General features: G+C 40.3%; 17 protein-coding genes. 11 read left to right on the top strand and 6 right to left on the bottom strand.

Annotation, left to right across the window (positions count from 1 at the left end; genetic code table 11):
- Positions 1 to 70 precede the first annotated feature (70 nt).
- The 8 genes from nadB to AC1TO4_RS10265 all read left to right on the top strand — a co-directional run bounded on the left by nadB (position 71) and on the right by AC1TO4_RS10265 (position 9,947).
- Positions 71 to 1,663, top strand: coding sequence for an L-aspartate oxidase (gene nadB / locus AC1TO4_RS10300; protein ID WP_482105248.1), 1,593 nt, complete (start codon positions 71 to 73; stop codon positions 1,661 to 1,663).
- Complete coding sequence (gene nadC / locus AC1TO4_RS10295; protein WP_482105247.1) at positions 1,632 to 2,474, top strand: carboxylating nicotinate-nucleotide diphosphorylase; 843 nt, start codon at positions 1,632 to 1,634, stop codon at positions 2,472 to 2,474. The genes nadB and nadC overlap by 32 nt, the downstream gene beginning before the upstream one ends.
- Positions 2,475 to 2,486: 12 nt before the next feature.
- Positions 2,487 to 3,596, top strand: a complete 1,110-nt coding sequence (gene nadA, locus AC1TO4_RS10290; RefSeq protein WP_482105246.1) for a quinolinate synthase NadA — start codon at positions 2,487 to 2,489, stop codon at positions 3,594 to 3,596.
- A gap of 364 nt (positions 3,597 to 3,960) precedes the next feature.
- Positions 3,961 to 5,103, top strand: a complete 1,143-nt coding sequence (locus tag AC1TO4_RS10285; RefSeq protein ID WP_482105245.1) for a M20 peptidase aminoacylase family protein — start codon at positions 3,961 to 3,963, stop codon at positions 5,101 to 5,103.
- Positions 5,100 to 5,936, top strand: a complete 837-nt coding sequence (locus AC1TO4_RS10280) for a GNAT family N-acetyltransferase (protein WP_482105244.1) — start codon at positions 5,100 to 5,102, stop codon at positions 5,934 to 5,936. The genes AC1TO4_RS10285 and AC1TO4_RS10280 overlap by 4 nt, the downstream gene beginning before the upstream one ends.
- Positions 5,933 to 7,045: an o-succinylbenzoate synthase gene (menC, locus tag AC1TO4_RS10275; protein ID WP_482105243.1), complete on the top strand. Its 1,113-nt coding sequence runs from the start codon at positions 5,933 to 5,935 to the stop codon at positions 7,043 to 7,045. Before AC1TO4_RS10280 ends, menC begins: the two co-directional genes overlap by 4 nt.
- Positions 7,046 to 7,580: 535 nt before the next feature.
- Positions 7,581 to 8,681: a glutamate 5-kinase gene (gene proB, locus AC1TO4_RS10270; RefSeq protein ID WP_482105242.1), complete on the top strand. Its 1,101-nt coding sequence runs from the start codon at positions 7,581 to 7,583 to the stop codon at positions 8,679 to 8,681.
- 18 nt (positions 8,682 to 8,699) lie between these two features.
- Complete coding sequence (locus tag AC1TO4_RS10265) at positions 8,700 to 9,947, top strand: glutamate-5-semialdehyde dehydrogenase (protein WP_482105241.1); 1,248 nt, start codon at positions 8,700 to 8,702, stop codon at positions 9,945 to 9,947.
- Positions 9,948 to 9,999: 52 nt separating this feature from the next.
- On the opposite strand, the gene AC1TO4_RS10260 is transcribed toward AC1TO4_RS10265, so the two are convergent.
- Positions 10,000 to 10,932, bottom strand: a complete 933-nt coding sequence (locus AC1TO4_RS10260) for an LCP family glycopolymer transferase (protein ID WP_482105240.1) — start codon at positions 10,930 to 10,932, stop codon at positions 10,000 to 10,002.
- 447 nt (positions 10,933 to 11,379) lie between these two features.
- On the opposite strand from AC1TO4_RS10260, the gene AC1TO4_RS10255 reads away from it, so the two are divergent.
- From AC1TO4_RS10255 to AC1TO4_RS10245, 3 genes are all read left to right on the top strand, one after another.
- The gene (locus AC1TO4_RS10255) at positions 11,380 to 13,107 is read left to right on the top strand and encodes an AAA family ATPase (protein WP_482105239.1); all 1,728 of its coding nucleotides are present in this window, start codon (positions 11,380 to 11,382) and stop codon (positions 13,105 to 13,107) included.
- A 232-nt stretch (positions 13,108 to 13,339) separates the two neighbouring features.
- A complete protein-coding gene (locus tag AC1TO4_RS10250) occupies positions 13,340 to 14,218 on the top strand; it encodes a patatin-like phospholipase family protein (protein WP_482105238.1) in 879 nt (292 codons plus the stop codon).
- A 286-nt stretch (positions 14,219 to 14,504) separates the two neighbouring features.
- On the top strand, positions 14,505 to 16,295 hold the full coding sequence (locus AC1TO4_RS10245; protein ID WP_482105237.1) for a sulfatase family protein: 1,791 nt from the start codon (positions 14,505 to 14,507) through the stop codon (positions 16,293 to 16,295).
- A gap of 101 nt (positions 16,296 to 16,396) precedes the next feature.
- Here the strand turns inward: AC1TO4_RS10245 and nspC are convergent, their stop codons facing one another.
- The 5 genes from nspC to AC1TO4_RS10220 all read right to left on the bottom strand — a co-directional run bounded on the left by nspC (position 16,397) and on the right by AC1TO4_RS10220 (position 22,108).
- The gene (gene nspC / locus AC1TO4_RS10240) at positions 16,397 to 17,533 is read right to left on the bottom strand and encodes a carboxynorspermidine decarboxylase (protein ID WP_482105236.1); all 1,137 of its coding nucleotides are present in this window, start codon (positions 17,531 to 17,533) and stop codon (positions 16,397 to 16,399) included.
- A gap of 12 nt (positions 17,534 to 17,545) precedes the next feature.
- The gene (locus AC1TO4_RS10235) at positions 17,546 to 18,745 is read right to left on the bottom strand and encodes a saccharopine dehydrogenase family protein (protein WP_482105235.1); all 1,200 of its coding nucleotides are present in this window, start codon (positions 18,743 to 18,745) and stop codon (positions 17,546 to 17,548) included.
- A 243-nt stretch (positions 18,746 to 18,988) separates the two neighbouring features.
- Entirely contained in the window at positions 18,989 to 19,843 is an 855-nt protein-coding gene (speB, locus tag AC1TO4_RS10230) for an agmatinase (RefSeq protein WP_482105234.1), read from the bottom strand.
- The gene (gene speE, locus AC1TO4_RS10225) at positions 19,833 to 20,684 is read right to left on the bottom strand and encodes a polyamine aminopropyltransferase (protein ID WP_482105233.1); all 852 of its coding nucleotides are present in this window, start codon (positions 20,682 to 20,684) and stop codon (positions 19,833 to 19,835) included. Before speE ends, speB begins: the two co-directional genes overlap by 11 nt.
- The gene (locus AC1TO4_RS10220) at positions 20,681 to 22,108 is read right to left on the bottom strand and encodes an aminotransferase class I/II-fold pyridoxal phosphate-dependent enzyme (protein WP_482101006.1); all 1,428 of its coding nucleotides are present in this window, start codon (positions 22,106 to 22,108) and stop codon (positions 20,681 to 20,683) included. The genes speE and AC1TO4_RS10220 overlap by 4 nt, the downstream gene beginning before the upstream one ends.
- Between the last annotated feature and the right edge of the window lie 39 nt (positions 22,109 to 22,147).

The following is a 22,147-nucleotide window of genomic DNA, read 5'->3' as shown; positions in this document are numbered from 1 at the left end:
CATCTTGTCATAGTTTGCAGAATGTGTAAAGATAGGTGTCAAGACACTAATGGTTTTTAGGAGGATAAAGATGAACTCATACAGTTGCATTATTGTCGGGAGCGGAATATCCGCATTACAGTTGGCAAATGAATTGACTGGCGACGCGCGAGTATTGATCATCACTAAATCTACGAAACGTTCGAGCAATTCTTATCGTGCTCAAGGCGGCATTGCCGCAGCGCTAAGTAGTGAAGATACATCAGCTTCGCATTATCAAGATACAATCGCAGCCGGCTGTCTATTCCATAACAGTGATGCAGTACAAGAACTTGTCGAAAACGGGCCTTCACTTATTCAGGCTTTGATTAGAAAAGGATTCAAGTTCGATACAGATTCGTCTGGACAATTGGAACTTGGATTAGAAGGCGCACATAGCCTAAATCGGATTGTTCATTGCGGAGGAGATGCGACTGGTAAACATGTAGTGGACTATTTAATCAGCTCACTCGGAAGCAATGTTGAAATAGTGGAAAACCGTTTCATATATGAATTAATTGTTCATCCTCTGACAAAGTCATGTATTGGTGTCAAAGCGAAAGACCAGTTTGGACATAATGAAACGTATTACGCTGATCACATCGTGTTGGCAACAGGCGGAATAGGTGGATTATATTCATATACTTCGAATGATTCATCTGTCACTGGGGATGGACTTGCAGTTGCCTATCGTGCGGGGGCAGAAGTAAAGGACATGGAATTCATTCAATTTCATCCGACGCTGCTGTATAACAACGGAAAAACAGAGGGATTGATATCGGAAGCGGTTCGTGGGGAAGGGGCGAAACTCGTAAATGCAAATGGGACTTTGATAATGAGAGGAAAGCATCCTCAGGAAGATCTTGCACCGCGGCATTTAGTAGCGAAGGAAATATATCAGCGGCAAGTTGCAGGTCAAGATGTCTATCTGGACATTCGAATGATTTCCCGATTTAAAGAGAAATTCCCTACAATCACAGGAATGTGTCAGGAAAACGGGATTTCTTTGGCTAGAGGGAAACTGCCTGTCGCACCAGGTTGTCATTTCCTCATGGGGGGCATTGTCGTGGATTCGGTCGGGAAAACGTCAATTGAAGGATTGTATGCCATAGGAGAAACAGCTTGTACTGGTGTTCACGGTGCGAATCGTCTGGCTAGCAATTCTTTGTTAGAAGCGCTTCATTACGGAAATAAATTGGCCAAGCATTTGAATGAACTGCCAGATAAGAACTGGCAACAATCGATCTACATGGAGGCGACTGCCATGCAATCTTCAATTTATATACCCTTGCCAGAAAAAGATGAACTACGTGCCGAAATGATGGCTAAAGCAGGCATTGTTAGAACAAAAGAGGAGCTTCAGCAGTTAACTAATTGGCTGGATAGCTTTGAGCAGCCGTATTTAGCGAACTTACAAGTTGATGAGTGGAGCACTGAACAAATCCAGCGGCTATTTATGCTGCAAATTGCGAAGTTGATCACAACTGGCGCTTTGCAACGAGAAGAAAGCAGAGGCGCACATAACCGAGAAGATTATCCGAATGAGGATGAACGATGGGCTAAACTCCATATTGTCCAATCGAAAAATGGAATTGAAATGAGGGAGCGACAACATGAATATCATCAAGTTGAAATCCATGCTTGAACAGTTTTACATAGAAGACATCGGTGACGGCGATCTCTCCAGTGATTATCTATTTCCAAAATCATTGAGGGGTGAATTGTCATTTATCGCAAAAATGGATGGCATCTTTTGTGGCAATAATGTCATTGAATATGGATTACAGGTTGTAGATGACACTCTTTCAGTCGTTTGTCATGTGGAAGATGGAGATCCGATTGAGCGAGGGACTGTTATTGCGACTGCTTCGGGAAGAATTGGTAGTTTGTTAAAAAGTGAGAGAGTTATTTTGAACTTGATTCAGCGGATGAGCGCTATTGCTACTGAGACAAACAGGGTAGTGCAAAAAATTAGCGGGACAGGTACAAAGGTAGTCGATACACGTAAAACTGTACCCGGTTTACGCATGCTTGATAAGTACGCAATCCGCATCGGTGGTGGATTCAATCACCGTAATGGGCTTTATGATGCTGTTATGTTGAAAGATAATCATCTAGCATTCGCTGGGTCCATCTCAAAAGCAGTTAAAACAGTAAGAGCGGCAATCGGCCATACCGTGAAAATCGAAGTTGAAATTGAGTCATTCGAGCAATTGCAAGAAGCCGTGGAAGCTAAAGCGGATATTATTATGTTTGATAATTGTTCTCCTGAAATGATAAAAGAATGGAAGAAATCAGTTCCAGGATCAATCATTACAGAAGCATCTGGCATGATTACGAATGAAACAATCCGTGCTTATGCGGAATCTGGAGTGGACTATATTTCACTAGGTTATTTAACACACTCAGTTAAAGCGTTAGATATTAGCGCAAATGTACTAATAGAAACTCATTAAGGGGGAATCGATTTGTCAATTTTACAATACTTTGAAATAGAAAAGAGCGGTACATTACCAGAATTTTACCGGGAAATGACACGTGAACAAATGGAAATGCGTATTGTTGAAATCAAACAGCATCTTGGCGATAAACTACTTATCCCAGGACATCATTACCAAAAAGATGAAGTCATTCAGTTTGCTGATATATCCGGTGATTCACTTCAACTTGCACAGCTTTGCGCTGACAATCAAAAAGCGGAGCATATCGTATTTTGTGGTGTCCATTTCATGGCGGAAACGGCCGATATTTTAACAAGTGAACATCAGAAAGTATACTTACCCGACATGCGAGCAGGTTGTTCAATGGCTGATATGGCCGATATATTTCAGACAGACCGTGCGTGGACAGCGTTAGAAAAGATGTTCGGAGAATCAATTGTACCATTGACATATGTCAACTCGACAGCAGCCATTAAAGCTTTCGTTGGTAAAAACGGTGGTGCAACGGTAACGTCATCCAACGCACATAAAATGGTGAAATGGGCGTTTACGCAAAAGGAGCGCATTTTGTTTTTACCAGATCAGCATTTGGGTAGGAACACGGCCTTTGATATCGGGGTTTCACTTGAGCAGATGGCTGTATGGGATCCCATTCATGACAAACTCGAGTATGATGGAGATTTTGAAGACGTTAAAGTGATTTTATGGAAAGGGCATTGTTCCGTCCATGAAAACTTCACAGTCAAAAATATCGAGGATGTCCGTGCAAATGATCCTGCTATAAAAATTATTGTCCATCCGGAATGTTCACGTGAAATTGTCGCTCTTGCAGATGATAATGGTTCAACAAAGTATATTATCGACGCAATCGAAAACGCGTCCCCGGGAAGTAAATGGGCGATTGGGACAGAAATGAATCTAGTCAATCGACTAATCCGCAATCATCCAGATAAGCACATCATTTCGCTCAATCCACAAATGTGTCCATGTTTGACAATGAATCGTATCGATCTCCCGCATCTGCTGTGGAGTTTGGAGAGCATTGTCAATGGAGAAGAAGTAAACGTGATTGAAGTCGATGCTGAAACGTCACTGTATGCTATTAATGCACTGGACCGGATGTTGGAAAGAGCATAATGAATAACGAAGAGACACCTTATGTATTTGGGTGTCTTTTTTTCGATTGCTGGAGAAATGAGACGATTCATGGGTGAGACCCAAGAATAGTAGAATGAAACAAATCATAATATCGAAAGAGTCGGAAAACACATTGAACTCCGTAAGCATGTATGTGAAAATAGTAAATAACCAATCAGTCAATAACTTTTCCCGATTTATTCACCAAATAAATCGACACTTGACGCAACAGCGACTTTGTTTTCATTCATGAATGCGATTGTTGCGGGATTATCCGTAAAAGAAATGGATAGTTTTGAAATTAGGCAGAAGACCAATAAGCGCTAACAAGTGATTTTTTATTTATAGAGGGAGCGGATAGAAAGTGAAAAACGCATTACTTGAAGTAGAACCAATCATTGTAGACGTGTTCCAACATTTACATACACATCCTGAAATCAGTTGGAAGGAAGTAGAGACGACAAAGTATTTACAGCAACTGCTTGAAAAAGAGGGCTTTCAGGTGGAGACGTTCGAGGATTCAACGGGACTCGTCGTCACTGAAGGGTCAGGGGAGTATTGTGTAGGGCTTCGCACGGATATTGATGCTTTATGGCAAGAAGTGAATGGCATTTATCAGGCGAATCATTCATGCGGACACGACGCGCATATGTCGATAGCAGTTGGTGCGATGCTAGTTTTGAAAAAACTAGGATATCCGAAAACAGGTCGACTAAAAGGGATTTTTCAACCGGCTGAGGAAAAGGGGACAGGGGCTTTAGCATATGTGGAAAAAGGCGTTGTAGATGATGTCGATTATTTATACGGTGTCCATCTTCGCCCTATTCAAGAAATCGGTCATGGCTACTCGGCGCCGGCTATTATTCATGGTTCTGCAAAAATGATCAAAGGGTCTATCATCGGAACGGATGCACATGGAGCTAGACCGCATCTTGGGCAAAATGCCATTGAAGTGATGGCGTTACTCGTGCAAGCAATACATGCTATCCATATCGATCCCATGGTTCCACATTCGGCTAAAATGACAATGTTCCAGGCAGGCGGAGAGTCGGCGAATATCATTCCAGGAAATGCAGTGTTCAGTTTGGATTTACGAGCCCAGACGAACCCAGTCATGGACAAACTGATGGAACAAGTAAAGAAAGCGATTCACTCGGTTGCAGAGCTTACCGGTGTTACTATCAATTTCGAAGTTATCGCTGAAATAGCGGCTGCAGAAGTGGATGAAAATGCGGTCGATATGATGGCTAAAGCAATTACGGAAACAGTCGGCGAAGACTATCTCGCGGCACCCATTGTTACACCGGGGGGAGAAGATTTCCACTACTACACGTTAAAACGTCCAAACGTTAAATCAACAATGCTAGGTCTTGGCTGTGACTTATCACCAGGTCTCCATCATCCAGAAATGACCTTTAATCATGATAGTATACTCACTGGAATAGAAATTCTCGTTCGAACAGTTATTCATTCGTTTGAAGAATTAGAAAGAAGGAACCAAAAATGACCGTTGTTATCCGGGAACTGACTACAATTGAAGATATAAAGCTTGTGCAACCTCTAGAACAATTAGTTTGGGGTGCATATGCAATTCCTGTTCACCAAACATTTACTGCCGCAAAAAACGGTGGGTTAATCATTGGGGCTTTTTCGGGGAATGAACTCGTAGGATTTTCATACAGCTTCCCGGGATTTGCAAATGGAAAAACGTATCTCTGTTCACATATGCTCGGAATTCATCCAGACTATCAGCTGATGGGTATCGGAAAGCAGTTAAAAGATGAACAACTAAAATTAGCTGCTGAGATGGGATACGACTTAATCACGTGGACATTTGACCCGCTTGAGAGTCGTAACGCCTACCTGAATACAACAAAGCTATATGGTATTTGCAGTACTTATTTGGAAAATTGGTATGGAGAAATGGATGATGGACTCAATAAAGGTATACCAACCGACCGTTTTAAAATTGAGTGGTGGATTTCGAGCGAGCGTGTCGCAAGAAAGTGGAACCCACAAATTTCAAGATACGATCGACCGTTTACAGTCGGGCAGTCAGCAAAAGGAAACCCGATTCTGTTATTTGATGAAAAAGATATCCCAGCAAACAGTGAAGGTATCGAAATCCCTGTTCCAGAGCATTATCAGTTAATCAAAAAAAATGAACCTGAACTGGCACTTGATTGGCGAATGAAAATCAGAATGATTTTTCAACAGTTATTCGCTTCTGGATATGCATTAATCGGTGTCAACAAATCCACAGAAGGCGTTCACTATTACCAAGTCGTAAAAAGAGAAACAATCCCACTACCTACGACAACTGGAGGAGAATATAAATGATTATTAAAGAAATTAATATACGCAAAATGAAAATGAGAATGAAACATCCGTTCACAACAAGTTTTGGAACCTTTCAAGATAAAAACTTTTTATTGCTTGAAGTGAAAGATGAACTTGGAAATACAGGGTGGGGAGAGTCGGTCGCATTCCACTCGCCCTGGTACAGCGAAGAAACACTTGAAACAAATCTGCATATGATTCGGGATTTCCTTATTCCACTTGTGCTTGGCAAGAAAATGGAACATCCGGACGAAGTGAGTGAATTGTTCGCAGCAATCCGTAAAAATAACATGGCAAAATCTACTTTGGAAGGTGCAGTTTGGGATCTTTATGCGAAACGAAACAAAATAACATTAGCACATGCACTAGGCGGAGAGCTCGACAAAATTGAAGTAGGTATCAGTATCGGTATTCACGACAACGTTGCTGACTTGGTTGAAACGGTCGGCGGTTTTATAGAAGAAGGGTACAAGCGGATTAAAGTCAAAATCAAACCTGGCTATGATATTAATGTGATTCGTGAGTTGCGCAAGAGTTTCCCTGACGTGCCATTAATGGCAGATGCAAACTCGGCTTACACATTGGACGATATTGAACTTCTAAAACAGCTGGACGAATTCAACTTGATGATGATTGAACAACCCCTTGCTTCCGATGATATTATTGACCATGCTAAATTACAAAAACAATTGAAAACGCCTGTCTGTTTGGATGAAAGTATTCATTCGCTTGAAGATACACGGAAAGCTATCGAACTAGGTAGTACGCAGATCATCAACATTAAAATAGGGCGCGTTGGCGGATTGACAGAAGCTAAGAAAATTCATGATTATTGCATGGAGAAAAATATTCCTGTTTGGTGCGGTGGAATGCTGGAATCAGGAATTGGACGTGCGCATAATATAGCGCTTACGACACTTCCAAACTTCATTCTACCGGGGGATACAGCTGGTTCATCCCGTTACTGGGAAGAGGACGTTATTACGCCTGAAGTGGTTGCAATAGATGGCTATATTACGGTCCCGAAAGCTTATGGCATCGGGTACGAACCAAATCTGGAAGTGATGGATAAATTCACTGTTGAAGAATTGCATTATAAAGCTGAATAACTATATATGCTCAACACATTAATCCAGGCTCATGGCGAGAGGCATCCCCAAAGCGCCAAGCGATCTATAATCCACACTCCGAATTCCATGGAAGTCTATATTTCAATATAAATAGATCCTTAACAGCTAAAAATCTGAGGGTAAGAGTTGCTATCTTTACATGGACAAGGAACAAAGTAACAGCCGGATAAATAGATTCTGAAATCTGATAAATGCTTGACAATTTAGTTTTATAGTGTATGATTGTTTAAAATCTACAATAACTGAACGATGATGAAGGATTAGTATGCGGATACATGTTGTGATAGAGAGTGGGATTTATCAGCTGGAAGATCCCTCCACAACAAACCGCTGAACCTGCCTTCGTAGTCCTATGTCAAAACATAGGCGCAAACTTCGGCGTTATGAGGATAAGCGGGATGTGTTCACACGCATCCAATTATGGTGGTACCGCGGAAACTAAGCCCTTTCGTCCTTAATAACAGGACAAAAGGGCTTTTTTGTTATTCGAAAAGAGAGAAAGGTGAGAGATTTGATGAAAAAACAACGGATAGTCGTAAAAATAGGCAGCAGTTCGTTAACAAATCACAAAGGCGAAATTGATCAATTGAAATTTATAGATCATATTCAGGCACTAGCTCAACTTCATCAAGCAGGACATGAAGTACTTGTCGTTTCTTCGGGTGCGATAGCGGCTGGGTTCGCGGGGTTAGGTTATCCATCAAGACCTTTAACCACTAAAGGAAAACAGGCCGCAGCAGCAGTGGGGCAAGGCTTATTAATGCAATCTTATATAGAAAAATTCAGTGTACATAACATTATTCCAGCTCAAATTTTATTGACACGAACTGATTTTTCTAATCGTGAAAGCTACAAAAATGCGCTTGCGACCTTGACAGAGTTAATAGAGCGAGGAATTTTACCGATTATCAATGAAAACGATACTGTCTCTGTAGAAGAATTGACGTTTGGCGATAATGATATGCTATCTGCTTTGGTCAGTGGTCTTCTCCATGCAGATCAGTTGATTATATTAACGGACATAAATGGTCTTTATGACTCGAATCCTCGTACAAATTCGTCAGCTAAGCGCTTGGATTTTGTGAATGAAATTTCGGATGCTCACCTGGAAATTGCTGAAGACACAGGGTCGAAAGTCGGTACAGGGGGTATGAAGTCTAAACTAATGGCTGCTAAAACAGCTACTTCACTAGGTGTTTCTGTCTTTATTGGGACAGGTGAAGGTTCGGACAAATTACTGGAAATTTTGCAGGGTGATGGGGATGGAACTTATGTCTCCAACGCCGGTTACACAAAAATCAATACCAGGAAGCAATGGATAATCCTCCATTCTGAATCGACAGGTAAGCTCTATGTAGATCAAGGTGCTGAAGAAGCTCTATTGAATAATGGGAAAAGTTTATTGCCGGCAGGTATTTTTAAAGTGAATGGAACTTTTGGAAAAGGGGATGTAGTGGAAGTCTTTGGTTTGAATGGCATGTTGGGGAAAGGAGAAGTAAGTTATTCTTCCGATGAGTTGTTAAACAGAATTGAAAGTAGACAAAAGGATAGCGCGATTGAATCATTCCCTGTATCGGTGGAAGTGATTCATCGTAATCGTTGGGTTAAAGTTTAGAAATGAGGAGTGTGTAACATGGGAGAAGTAAGAAGAAAAGGTCAGATTGCGAAAGAAACAAGCTATTCACTAGTGAACATTACAACTGAAGAAAGAAACCACGCACTGGGATTGATTGCCGAACAACTACTGGTGGATCAAGAAATGATTTTGGTTGAGAATAAGAAGGATTTGAATGAAGGGAAAGAAAATGGGCTAAGTGAAGGGGTTTTGGATCGTATACTACTCACCAACGATAGGATTCAAGGCATGTCCAATGCTATTCGTTTGCTAATTGACTTAAAAGATCCAATCGGAGAAACGGTAGAGACCATAGAGAAGGATAACGGATTGCATATTAAAGTGAAAAGAGTGCCAATCGGTGTTATTGGTATGATTTATGAAGCTAGGCCAAATGTTACGATTGACGCTGCGACTCTGTCACTTAAAACTGGTAATGCTGTCATTCTTCGTGGAAGTTCTTCCGCTAAACATTCGAATAAAGTACTTATAAAATCAATACACACAGCACTTGAACACAGCAAAGTCCCGAAAGAATCTATTCAGCTGATTGAAGATACAAGCAGGGAAACTGCAAAAGAACTTTTCAAGCTAAACGAATACTTGGATGTGCTTATTCCAAGGGGTGGCAAGAAGTTAATAGAGACAGTTATTCGAGAGGCGACGGTCCCTGTCATTCAAACAGGAGCAGGAAATTGTCATATATATATTGATGAAACAGCGGACCAACTAATGGCCGAAGAAATTGTGATAAATGCAAAAGTTCAACGTCCATCTGTTTGTAATGCAATTGAAACGATTTTAGTGCATGAAAAATGGTTTGAAAGATATGGAAAAGAGTTAATTAATAAACTTCAGATTAGTAATGTGGAAATACATGGAGATGAAACAGTTGTCAGAGATTGTGAAAATGTTCAGCTGGCATCTAAACAAAATTGGTCAACAGAATACTTGGATTTAATGATCAATGTAAAGTTGGTAAGGGGGCTTGAAGAAGCCATATCTCATATCACTCAATATGGAACAAAGCATTCCGAAGCGATTATTACTAATGACGAACAAAACGCTACAAAATTCTTGAATTATGTGGATGCTGCTGCGGTTTATCATAATGCATCTACCCGATTTACGGATGGTTTTGAATTCGGGTATGGCGCAGAAATCGGTATTAGTACACAGAAATTGCACGCTAGAGGACCGATGGGATTAAAGGCGCTGACGACAACAAAATTCGTCATTTACGGAAACGGGCAAGTAAGGGCCTAATTGAACCCTTATTTTAGGGAATTAGGAAAAGCCACGGAGTGATCTCCGTGGCTTATTTCAATTCCAAATGTTGTTTTAGGATGCTTGACACTTCTTGCAATTCTATGTCATCCATCATGTAATACCAAATTCCACCATTCAATCGTTGACCTCCGCCTTTTTCAAAATGCAGCTGTTCTACTTTGACTGCGGCATCTCGATAATTCTTCTGGACGTCAACCATTTCATCGAATGTCATATTCGTCTTAATATTTTTACCCAATGAGTTGAATACAGTTCGGTAATTCAACAGACTTGTCATAGAGGTCCCTTCACGTAATATACCTTCAATGACTTGTTTCTGACGATCTTGACGCCCGAAATCACCATTAGGATCATCTTTTCGCATCCGTACATATGATAAAGCCTCTTCACCGCTTAACGTGATTTCACCAGCTGCATAATGAAATGAGTCTTGTGTGAAGCCAAATGGGTTAGACACTTGAACTCCACCAACGGCATCCACAATGGTTTGGAAACCTTCCATATTAACTTCTGTTACATAGTCAATCGGAATATCCAACAAATTTTCAACCGAGTCCATCGACATCTGAATACCTCCAAACGCATAGGCATGATTAAGCTTATCTGAAGTTCCATGACCGACAATTTCCGTATACGTATCACGTGGTATACTAATTATTTTAGTTGTCATCAATTTGGAATTCACTGCGAGCACAATTATCGTATCTGAACGTCCTTTATCGCCTTCTCGTTCATCTACACCTAAAACGAGAACCGAAAATGGATCCTGTTCATCTAAAACAACAACTTCTTCACGTTTTTCAGATACCTCTCGGTCAATTGGTTTATGCATATCTTTAAGTGTTGATGTCAAGTCTAAAAAGACACTTAACGCAAATCCGCCAATAATAAGAACAACTATACCGGTTATCCATGGCCATTTTTTTCGTTTCTTTATCTTCTTGATATTTGAACGAGTCAACTATTTACCTCCAATAACAGACGTGTTTCTCTAGTATCAAGTTACATAATCAATGAATAATAAAACTTCACAGTAGTATGTCTCTTTTCGATCAATCAATACATTTGGGGTGTATATTACATACTTTTGGGTGCTAGAGAATATAATCTGCATCAGAATGCTTGAAAAGAAACTACACAGCTTATTAGGAATTTCATAAAGGGTATGTGATATCTTATGACTCACATAAAGGTACTAGAATTTGAAATCACCTAAATTTCATGCCGGGCGGCTATGTCCATATCTACTCCAATAATATTGAGGAATTGGCCTATTTTTTAATCGACAGAATTATCTAACTGATTTGGTCTTTGTTCACCCTTTGTACAAAAATATTCATCATTTAACCTTTTGTATGAGCAAGTTAGGGCTTATAATAGACTTATATTAGAGAAGGAGTTGTAGGGCTTGAAACTTATTTCGAAATTTGCAACAAAGATTGTCGTCCTTGTCCTCTTAGTCGTGGGAACAGCAGCAAGTGTGGGGTGGTATGTCTTTGATGCAGATAAAGGAATTGAAATCACATTTTCAGAACTTGAAAATATTATCCAAGCCAAAAAAGACAATTCAGTCTCACTTAAAGAATCGTCTGATGGTACTTTGTACGTAAAGACGGATGACAAGCAATACATCGTCCAAGTTCGTCCTCAAAGTCAATTAGTCGAACAACTTGTAGAAAAATATCCTATTTCATATAAATATTCCACTCCAAATTCCTTTGGCAGTTTGATTTTGTGGGCTTTGTTCATATCATTTTTAATTACTATATTCATTCTTCATAAAAAAGGGAAGATTGGTGTCGGTGCGTCTTCCATGAAAAATAGCGCGGCTAAAGCTACTCCACTACCCGATATTACAATGCAAGATATTGGTGGACTTTCAGAAGAAATGAAGGAAGAGATTTTACAGACATTATCCATTGTGAAAGATCCAAAACGATCTTCACAAGTAGGTATTGAACCACCTAAAGGAATTCTGTTATATGGACCTCCTGGAACCGGAAAAACGTTGCTTGCACAAGCAATTGCAAAAGAAATTGGTGCGACATTTTATTCATCCAGTGGTTCGGCTTTTACGGAATTATTTGTTGGAGTTGGTGCATCACGCATACGCTCACTATTTGAGAATGCAAGAAAGCAAAAGCCAGCAGTCATTTTTATAGATGAAGTCGATGCGCTTGCCGGTAAACGGAAAACGCATGGCGGCGAAGAATCCGAAAAAACATTAACGGAATTACTTGTGCAGTTAGATGGTGGAAATAATAATGATGGTGTGCTGTTTATAGCGGCAACGAATAGAAAAGACATGTTGGATGAAGCATTTCTTCGTCCAGGTCGTATTGATTATTCTTTCCAAGTACCTTTGCCTGATATGACGGGTAGAAGAGAAATTATTGATATTCATACGAGAGGTAAGCTCTTAACAGATGAAGTCTTTGCTTCATTGGACATTCTAGCGGAAAGTACGTCAGGATTTTCTGGTGCAGAGCTAAGTTCGCTTTTCAAAACTGCCAGTAGAAGAGCAATCCGTGATGGGCGAGAACAAATTGATAAAACAGACCTTGATTTTGCGATTGATCGCACCATTTTAGGCAGTGCCTCCCGATCTATGAATGATCCGGTAACAAAAAGAAGAGTAGCCATTCATGAGTCTGGGCATGCGTTAATAGCAGAACTAACAAAACCTGGTTCTGTACGAAAGGCGACAATTATTCCGCGAGGACAAGCTCTTGGATATGTCGCGCCGATTCAGAAGGAGCTTCACTTGTCCACGTATAGTGAACTACTAGACCAAGTCAGCATGATCCTAGCGGGTGGAGTTGCCGAACGGGTTTATCTAGGTGAGCACAGTATCGGTGTGGGCGGAGATGTCCAACAAGCGAAAGAAATTATTGAGCAAATGGTAGATACAGGATTACTTCAAGACGGTTTTAGGTTAACCTTTAATAAAGTTGAAAAAGAAGCAAAAATGCAACTTCTATTTGAGGATGCGCTTCGCAAGACGGAAAGCCTCATTGCCGGACATGCACCAGAATTTAATGAATTAGTTGAAGCATTAATGCAGAAAGAAACACTTGACGGTTTAGAAATTCAACAAATTGTCAGTAGCAGTGTTGCTAAACTGGAAATGTGCTAATCAAAAAAGAAGAGACATTCGTCTCTTCTTTTTTAGGTTCTTGGAATCGATAGATTGCATGTTGCTTCAATTTAACTTCATCTGTAATAGGGACAGACTATGTTGTATGTTACCCGACCGATCATATCCAAAAATAATCTCCATAATCTGATGCATGCAGCGAGTAGTTCGTTCTAAATTATCTCCGTTCCCTCTACAGTGTAACAAGGCATGAAAATGGGGGAGATAATCTATGTTAATAGATGGGGTTTTTTCAGGGGGAGGTTTAAAAGGATTTGCATTAGTAGGGGCGTATCAAGTACTAGAAGAAAAGGGATACAAATTTCAGCGTGTAGCAGGAACGAGTGCGGGTGCAATACTTGCCTGTTTCATAGCTGCGGGGTATTCTGCGAAGGAAATTGAAATTATGTTGGATGAACAAGATTTCCAGGTACTTCTTGATCCGCGAAAAACAATTATTCCCTTACAGCTAATGAAATGGTTTCAGCTGTATTGGCGGCTTGGCTTATATCAGGGCAAAGCTTTGGAGAATTGGTTCTTAGAAAAGTTAGCGGAAAAAGGGGTGTATACATTTGCAGATTTGCCACCCGGATCATTGAAACTGGTTGCCTCAGATTTAACGAATGGTAAGATGATTGTTCTTCCTGACGATTTAAAATGGTATGGACTATCAGAAGCAACCTTTCCAATTGCACGTGCTTTACGAATGAGCTGTGGAATTCCTTTCTTCTTCGAGCCTGTAAGATTGAAAGTTGGGTCAGGTGATACAATCGTTGTTGACGGGGGAGTGTTAAGCAATTTTCCGATGTGGATATTTGAAGACATGGACGGAAAAAAAGAACGACCAGTCCTAGGTCTCAAGTTAAGCCGCAACCAGGAAGAAATGCCAGGGCATAAAATCGACAATGCATTGGATTTGTTCGAGGCACTCTTTTCAACGATGAAAAATGCACACGACGAAAAGTATATTTCGCGCAAACATGAAAAAAATATTATTTTCATTCCAGTTGATGACTATAGTGCAACACAGTTTGATTTGGATGAAGAAACAAGAGTAGCCCTTATAGAAGCGGGACGTATCCATACAGTTAAATTTTTAAAAACCTGGTAAAGAACAAGGAAATGCTAGCTCCCTGAATACGGGAAACTGGCATTTTTTATACTATAGTTCTAAAAATACCCAATTCTAAAAATATGACTTACTTACCAAATGTCTATGTCATCACATTCACACACCTCTAATTGGTATATATGATGTGACTGATTACTATTAACACTAGAATTCCCGCTACAGGAATATAGAATGACAAGTGAAAAGTGAGGCAAGCTAGGATTTAGCTAATAACTCATTTGATGTGGCATCCTTCAACATATAATATATAACTAGGAGGATGAATATGGATTACAGTAGAAAAAAATACCCCCATAAGAAGAAGCAGCAACCAAATATTCTCTTCTTAATGGTTGATCAGGAACGCTTCCCATCTGTCTATGAAACAAAAGAATTGAAGGAATGGCGAAAAGAAAATCTAGTTGCGCAAGAATTTTTGCGGAAGAATGGTATGGAGTTTTTCAATCATTATGCTGGTAGCACCGCTTGCTCTCCAAGTCGCGCAACATTATATACAGGGCAATATCCTTCTCTTCATGGAGTTACTCAAACTCCTGGAGCTGCTAAGGAGTCGTTTGACCCAGATGTATTTTGGCTTGATCCAAACACTGTTCCAACGACGGGGGATTACTTTCGAGCTGCAGGATATGATACCTTTTGGAAGGGGAAATGGCATGCGTCAGACGAAGATATCTTAATCCCCGGTACGCATAATGCTTTACCCAGCTATAATCCAATGACTGGAGTTCCTACTAAAGAAAAAGAAGAATTATATGAAAAAGCGAACCGTCTTGACTCTTTTGGATACTCTGATTGGGTTGGTCCGGAACCTCATGGGTCAAACCCGCGAAATTCCGGTTCCTCTGCGGGAATAGGCACAAGTGGTCGGGACGAAGTGTATGCAGCAGAAGCAGTAGAGCTGATCAAATCGCTAAATGAAATTTCAACATGCACGAAAGACGAGACACCTTGGTTTATAAAGTGCTCCTTCATAAATCCCCATGATATCGCGTTATATGGTGTGCTATCCGCTATTTCCCCGAACTTTAACTTTGAAGTCGACCCAACACTTCCGTACATCCCACCAGCTCCGACAGTAGGGGAGTCGTTGTTAACTAAACCATCAGTCCATGAAAGCTATCGTGTTACGTATCCTAAAGCATTGCAGCCGATAATTGACAACAATTTTTACCGCCAATTGTATTACAGCTTACAAAAAAAGGTCGATGATGAAATGCTAAAAATCTTATTGGCCCTTCAAAACTCGAGTTTCTATGACAACACAATTGTTGTATTTACATCTGATCATGGAGAACTACTGGGCGCACACGGCGGCCTCTATCAAAAATGGTATAACATGTACGAAGAATCGATTCATGTTCCATTGATCATTCATAGTCCAGCTCTATTCAAGAGAGCTAAATGTACAGATATGCTTACAAGTCACGTCGACGTACTTCCAACATTGCTGGGACTAACGGGAATAAACGTTGACTTAATTCGAGAAAAGCTTTCAAAAAATCACACGGAAGCACTTCCATTAGTTGGTCGGAATTTGACGCCTTTACTTTATGGGCATAAAAAGTTTTTTGGTGCAAATGAACCGCTCTACTTTATGACAGATGACAATGTCTTCAAAGGTTTACAACAAACGAATGCCATCACAGGCAAACCATATAAAACAGTAGTTGAGCCAAGTGACATCGAGGCGGTGATCACCAGGCTTGAAACAGGGAAAGATAATACTGAAGAAATATGGAAATTCGCACGTTATTTTGACAATCCCAAGTTTTGGACGGTTCCAGGCAATAGCGATACAGTCATAACCGAACAAGATGGCTACCGCGTCCCAGTGACAAAAACAGAGCCAGTCCCGGAGCAATATGAACTCTACAACCTCACAAAGGATCCGTTAGAAAAAACAAACCTAGCGGATCCGGTATTTGCAACAATAGAATCTGCCATTACTCAAAGCGTGTTAGCGAGGATCCTTGAGGAACAATGCCGTCAAAAGAGACTGACACCAACGAGTGGAGAAGTTCCGGGGATGCCGGGGTGTAGTCTTGATGTGGAATAACTAGTCATTAACTAAAACGCGCGTTAACTGTATCAAAAAAGCCAGCAACTCGACGGGTTAAACCCACTGAGTTGCTGGCTTATTATTGATATTCGTTCAGTTTAAGATAAACGACTCTTAAAGTCTTCATAGCCAAATTGTTTAATCACTTTAACACCATCGTTAACTGTATTCAAAACGATAGAAGGTAAATTAACACCATTAAAAGTATTGTTTTTCACCATTGAGTAATGACCCATATCACAAAAGACCAGTTTGTCGCCAGGCTTTAAAGGCTCATCAAAAGAGTAATCACCAATTACGTCACCTGCAAGGCAAGTAGGTCCACCAAATCGATAGGTGTAAGCTTTTTCGTTCGGAAGTCCTGCGCCAATGATTTCAGGGCGATAAGGCATTTCAAGTACATCAGGCATATGGCAAGCTGCTGAAGTATCTAAAATGGCAATCGGCATTCCGTTGTGAAGGGTGTCTAAAACAGTAGCAACCAAATAACCGGTATTTAGTGCTACAGCTTCACCAGGCTCCAAATACACTTGAACTCCATATTTCTCCTTCATAAACAGGATTGAACGAATGAGTGTTTCAATATCATAATCCGGTCTTGTAATATGATGACCGCCTCCGAAGTTGATCCACTTCATATTTTGAATATACTTTCCAAACTTTTCATCTACAACTTGTAAAGTTCTTTCAAGTGTATCAGAGTTTTGTTCACACATTGTATGGAAGTGTAGGCCATCGATACCTTCAAGCTGGTCTTCTTCAAAGTTTTCAAGCGTTATACCAAATCTTGAATGTGAAAAACAGGGATTGTACATATCGACTTCGATTTCAGAGTACTCGGGGTTAATGCGCAGCCCGATTTCGATTTGCTTCGAATGGTTCTGTACTTTGCCCTTGAACTGATTATATTGTTGGAATGAATTAAAGACGATATGATCTGAGTAAGTAAGAATCTCCTCAAACTCCGATTCAGAAAAAGCGGGTGCGTAGGTATGTACCTCTTTACCCATTTCATCATAGCCTAGTCTTGCTTCATGGACGGAACTAGACGTTACGCCATTCAAGTATTCTCCTATCAACGGATACACGGAGAACATCGAAAACCCTTTTTGTGCGAGTAGAATCTTACATCCGGTCCGATCGATAACTGATTTCAATTTCTCCAAGTTTTTAATGAGTAAACCTTCGTCTACTACATAGCTGGGGGAGGGGAGTGTGTTCAAGTCAATGTTCAATGTTAGTCCTCCTCAGTCAATCAGTTCAGGATTGAAGCTTTCCTGCCATGGCAAACCGTATTTGTTGAGTGCTTCCATGAATGGATCAGGATTGAACTCTTCGATATTGTGTACGCCGGGATTCTTCCATTTACCAGTCATAACAAGCATAGCACCAATCATTGCAGGTACCCCGGTTGTATAAGAAATCGCTTGTGAACCGACTTCTGCATAACATTCTTGATGGTCACAGACATTATAGACATAATATGTTTTCTCTTCGCCATCTTTGATACCTGTGAAGATACAGCCGATATTCGTTTTGCCTACTGTTCTAGGACCTAGGGAAGAAGGATCCGGTAAGATTGCTTTTAAGAATTGTAATGGAACAATTTCCTTACCTTCGAAAATAATAGGTTCAATAGAAGTCATGCCAACGTTTTCAAGTACTTTTAAATGGTTCAAATAATTCTCTGAGAACGTCATCCAGAAACGAATCTTTTTGATACCAGTAATATTGAGTGCAAGAGATTCCAATTCCTCATGATGTAACAAGTAAACATCTTTTGGACCGATTTCAGGAAGATCATAAACACGTTTAATTGACAATGGCGGAGTTTCGATAAACTCACCATTCTCAAAATAGCTACCATTTGCTGTTATTTCACGGATGTTAATTTCTGGATTAAAGTTTGTAGCGAAAGGATAACCATGATCACCAGCGTTTGCATCTACAATGTCAATTGTATGAATTTCATCGAAATGATGCTTTAACGCATGTGCAGAGAAGACACCTGTAACACCAGGGTCAAAACCACTACCAAGTAGGGCAGTGATACCCGCCTTTTCAAAACGTTCTCTGTACGCCCATTGCCAGCTGTATTCAAACTTGGCTTCGTCAAGTGGTTCATAATTTGCCGTATCGACATAGTCAACGCCAGTAGCAAGGCATGCATCCATAATCGTTAAGTCCTGGTAAGGCAATGCAACGTTAATGACGATATCTGGTTGGAAACGATTGATAAGTTCAACTAATTCTTCTACATTGTCCGCATCTACTTGCGCTGTTTGAATTTTAGTACGACCGCCGTCTAGTTTATCTTTCAATGCGTCACATTTAGAAACTGTACGGCTTGCGATACAGATTTCTTCGAACACGTCTGGAACCTGACAACATTTATGAGCAACGACCCCTGCAACTCCACCAGCACCAATAATTAAAGCTTTTCCCATTAATATACACCGCCATTTTATTATTTTTAGTTATCTGAATCAATTTCATTATATAGAGGATATTGTATTAAATTCTGAACAAGGTTGATTTACACTCCAGGCAGACGCTTCTCGTTACAATCAACGGAGCTCATCCATGCAAGTGAGTAATCGATAACGAAATTTAGTTAATGTTAAGTTTTTTAATTATAATTAGAAATTATGAAATTAATTTACATATAAGAATTAAGATAAAAAATTCTTTTAGTCGGTATTAATTGCTAATAACAATTCTCTTAACACTTTGCATGCGACAGCTGTGGAAACGCCGCTTTGATCGTAAATAGGGGATAGCTCATTTACATCACATGCGACAATATTAAGACCGCTCGCTGTTAATATGGCATTCAGTAAATCCATAAAGCTGACACCACCAGCTTCAGGTGTACCTGTTCCAGGAAAAACAGAAGGATCCAAGACATCCAAATCAATGGTTAAATAAATGGGTTTTCCTTTAAGCTTATCAACAATTTCTTCTAAACCGTTAAAGTTGAACTTGTTAGTAAAGACGTGGTCTTGCCCCCATTGGAATTCGCTACGGTCGCCAGAGCGGATACCGAACTGGAAGATTTTATCATCTCCAAGCAAGTCCCATACCCTGTGTATGACAGTAGCATGAGAAAGAGTCTCATCGAGATAATCCTCACGTAAATCTGCATGTGCGTCAAACTGAATCACATGTAAGTCGGGATGTTTTTTAGCAACAGCTCTTACAGCACCGAGTGTCACTAGATGTTCTCCGCCAATCATACATGGGATCTTGCTGTCATTCAAAATTTGAGTTGTAAAATCCTCAATTTGTCCTAGCGCTCTAGAAGTATTTCCGAAACTTAATTCTAAATCGCCACCGTCAAATACAGTGATATCTTCCAAATCTCTATCCTGATAGGGGCTATACGTCTCAATACCAAACGATTCACCGCGCATGGCTTTACTAGCAAATCGAGTACCTGGGCGGAAAGAAGTCGTTGAGTCGAAAGGGGCACCGAAAATGACGATTTTTGATTCATCATATTCATTGTCACAGCCAATAAACGTTTCAATATTTCTATTCAACATCTTTTAATTGCTCCTTTACATAGTTTGGAAGAGCGAATGAACCGACATGTATACCCGTATTGTAATACTTCGTTTTCAAGCCAAGTTCGTTCCAAGCCGCTACATCCAAATCTTGAATAGGGTCAAACTTTTTGGACGCGAAACCAAATAACCAATGTCCGGATGGATAAGTGGGCATATGAAATTGATACACTTTACAAACAGGGAAGAACCCTACAATTTTTTGATGTGCTTTCCTCATCCCGAGTGCGTCTTCAGCGTAAAATGGACTTTCGTGCTGATTTACAAGAATTCCATCATCAGTTAGAGCTTTGTAACAGTTGCCGTAAAATTCTTTAGTGAATAATCCTTCGCCTGGACCAAATGGGTCTGTTGAATCCACGATAATTAAATCATATTCATTTTCAATCCTGCGAACAAATTTTAACCCGTCTTCAAAGTGTAATTTGACTCTAGGGTCATCCAGTTTTGAGGCCGTCTGTGGCAAGTATTCCTTGCATACATCTACAACCAATTTATCAATTTCCACCATATCGATTTCCTCAATCGTCGGATAGGCAGTTAACTCGCGGATTGTTCCACCATCACCTGCTCCGATAACTAGCACTTTTTTGATAACCGGATTAGTCGCAAGTGCAACATGTGTAATCATTTCGTGATAAATGAATTCATCCTTTTCTGTCAACATGACCAGTCCATCAAGTGTTAGAACTCTTCCGAACTCTGCCGTTTGTAAAATATCGATTTTTTGAAAATCACTTTTACCGGTGTAGAGGTGCTCTTCCACTTTCAATGAAAAACGGACATTGGGCGAATGATTTTCTGTGTACCATAAATTCATTCCACCAACTCCTTCAATACATTAATATTTTCAATATTGCTGTCCTCAGTACCGGTTAGGAAACAACCTTTTACTTTTGAGTAATCAATGAAATCTAAAATCTCTTTTGTAATTCGTTCACCTGGAGCTAGAATAGGGATGCCAGGTGGGTAGCACATCACGAATTCGCTGGAAATATAACCCGCGCTTTCTGAGATAGGTAACTTTTGCTTGGGTGCATAAAAGGCCTCTTGCGGGGTTAAAACCACCAACGGACTGATATATTCATGAATGTAAATCCTGTTTTTATCTTTAGAGTAGCGACGTTTGATCTCTGCTAAGGCAGCTACTAAACGTTCCAAATCCAAATGCCTATCGCCAACAGAAATATAGGCCAAAATATTACCGATATCGCCAAACTCGATTTGAATATCATACTCATCTCGCAGAATATCATATACTTCAATTCCAGCCAATCCGATTTCACGCGTATCTACCGAGAGTTTCGTTACGTCAAAGTCGTAAATGGTATCTCCATTAATAAGCTCTCTTGAATAGGCGTAATAGCCATCAATTTTGTTGATTTCATCCCTGGTGTATTGCGCCATTTCTGCTACTTTTTTAAAAATCTCTATCCCATTAAGAGCTAAACTTCGTCTTGAGATATCTAAAGAGGATAGCAATAAGTAAGAACCGCTTGTTGTTTGCGTCAAATTAATAATTTGTCGTGTATAACCTTCACTTACGTCATTATTAATCAATAAAAATGAACTTTGTGTCAATGAACCTCCAGATTTGTGCATACTAACGGATGCCATATCAGCACCAACTGACATTGCAGAAGCAGGGAGGTTATTACCGAAGTAGAAATGCGTGCCATGTGCTTCATCTACAAGGACGAGCATGCCATGCTTATGGGCTAGATCGGTTAGTGCCTTCAAGTTAGAACAAATCCCATAATAAGTAGGGTTATTGATAAGAATGGCTTTAGCATCTGTATTCTCTAAAATAGCTTGTTCCACATCTTTTACGGACATCCCTAGGGGAATACCGAGTTCACTGTGGACGCCGGGATTTACATAAATGGGTACAGCACCGCTTAAAATGAGTGCATTAATGGCGCTACGATGAACGTTGCGAGGCATAATGATCTTATCTCCAGCTTTGCATGCCGTCATGATCATTGCCTGTACAGCAGATGTTGTCCCATTCACCATGAAAAAGGCATTCTTTGCATTAAAGGCTTGAGCAGCTAATTCTTCAGCCTCTTTGATTACTGAAACCGGATGACATAGATTATCAAGCGGCTTCATGGAATTGACATCCATGGTCAGGCATTGCTCACCTAAGAATGCAGCTAATTCAGGATTACCTCTTCCGCGTTTATGACCAGGGACATCGAAAGGGACGACACGCATAGATTTATATTGATTGAGGGCCTCCATGATGGGGGCTCTATGTTGCAAATGATTTGTCACGTTATC

The organism is Sporosarcina sp. Y838 (assembly GCF_056786515.1).
Note: the sequence above shows the minus strand (reverse complement) of the source record. Positions and strands in the feature narration are given on the sequence as shown.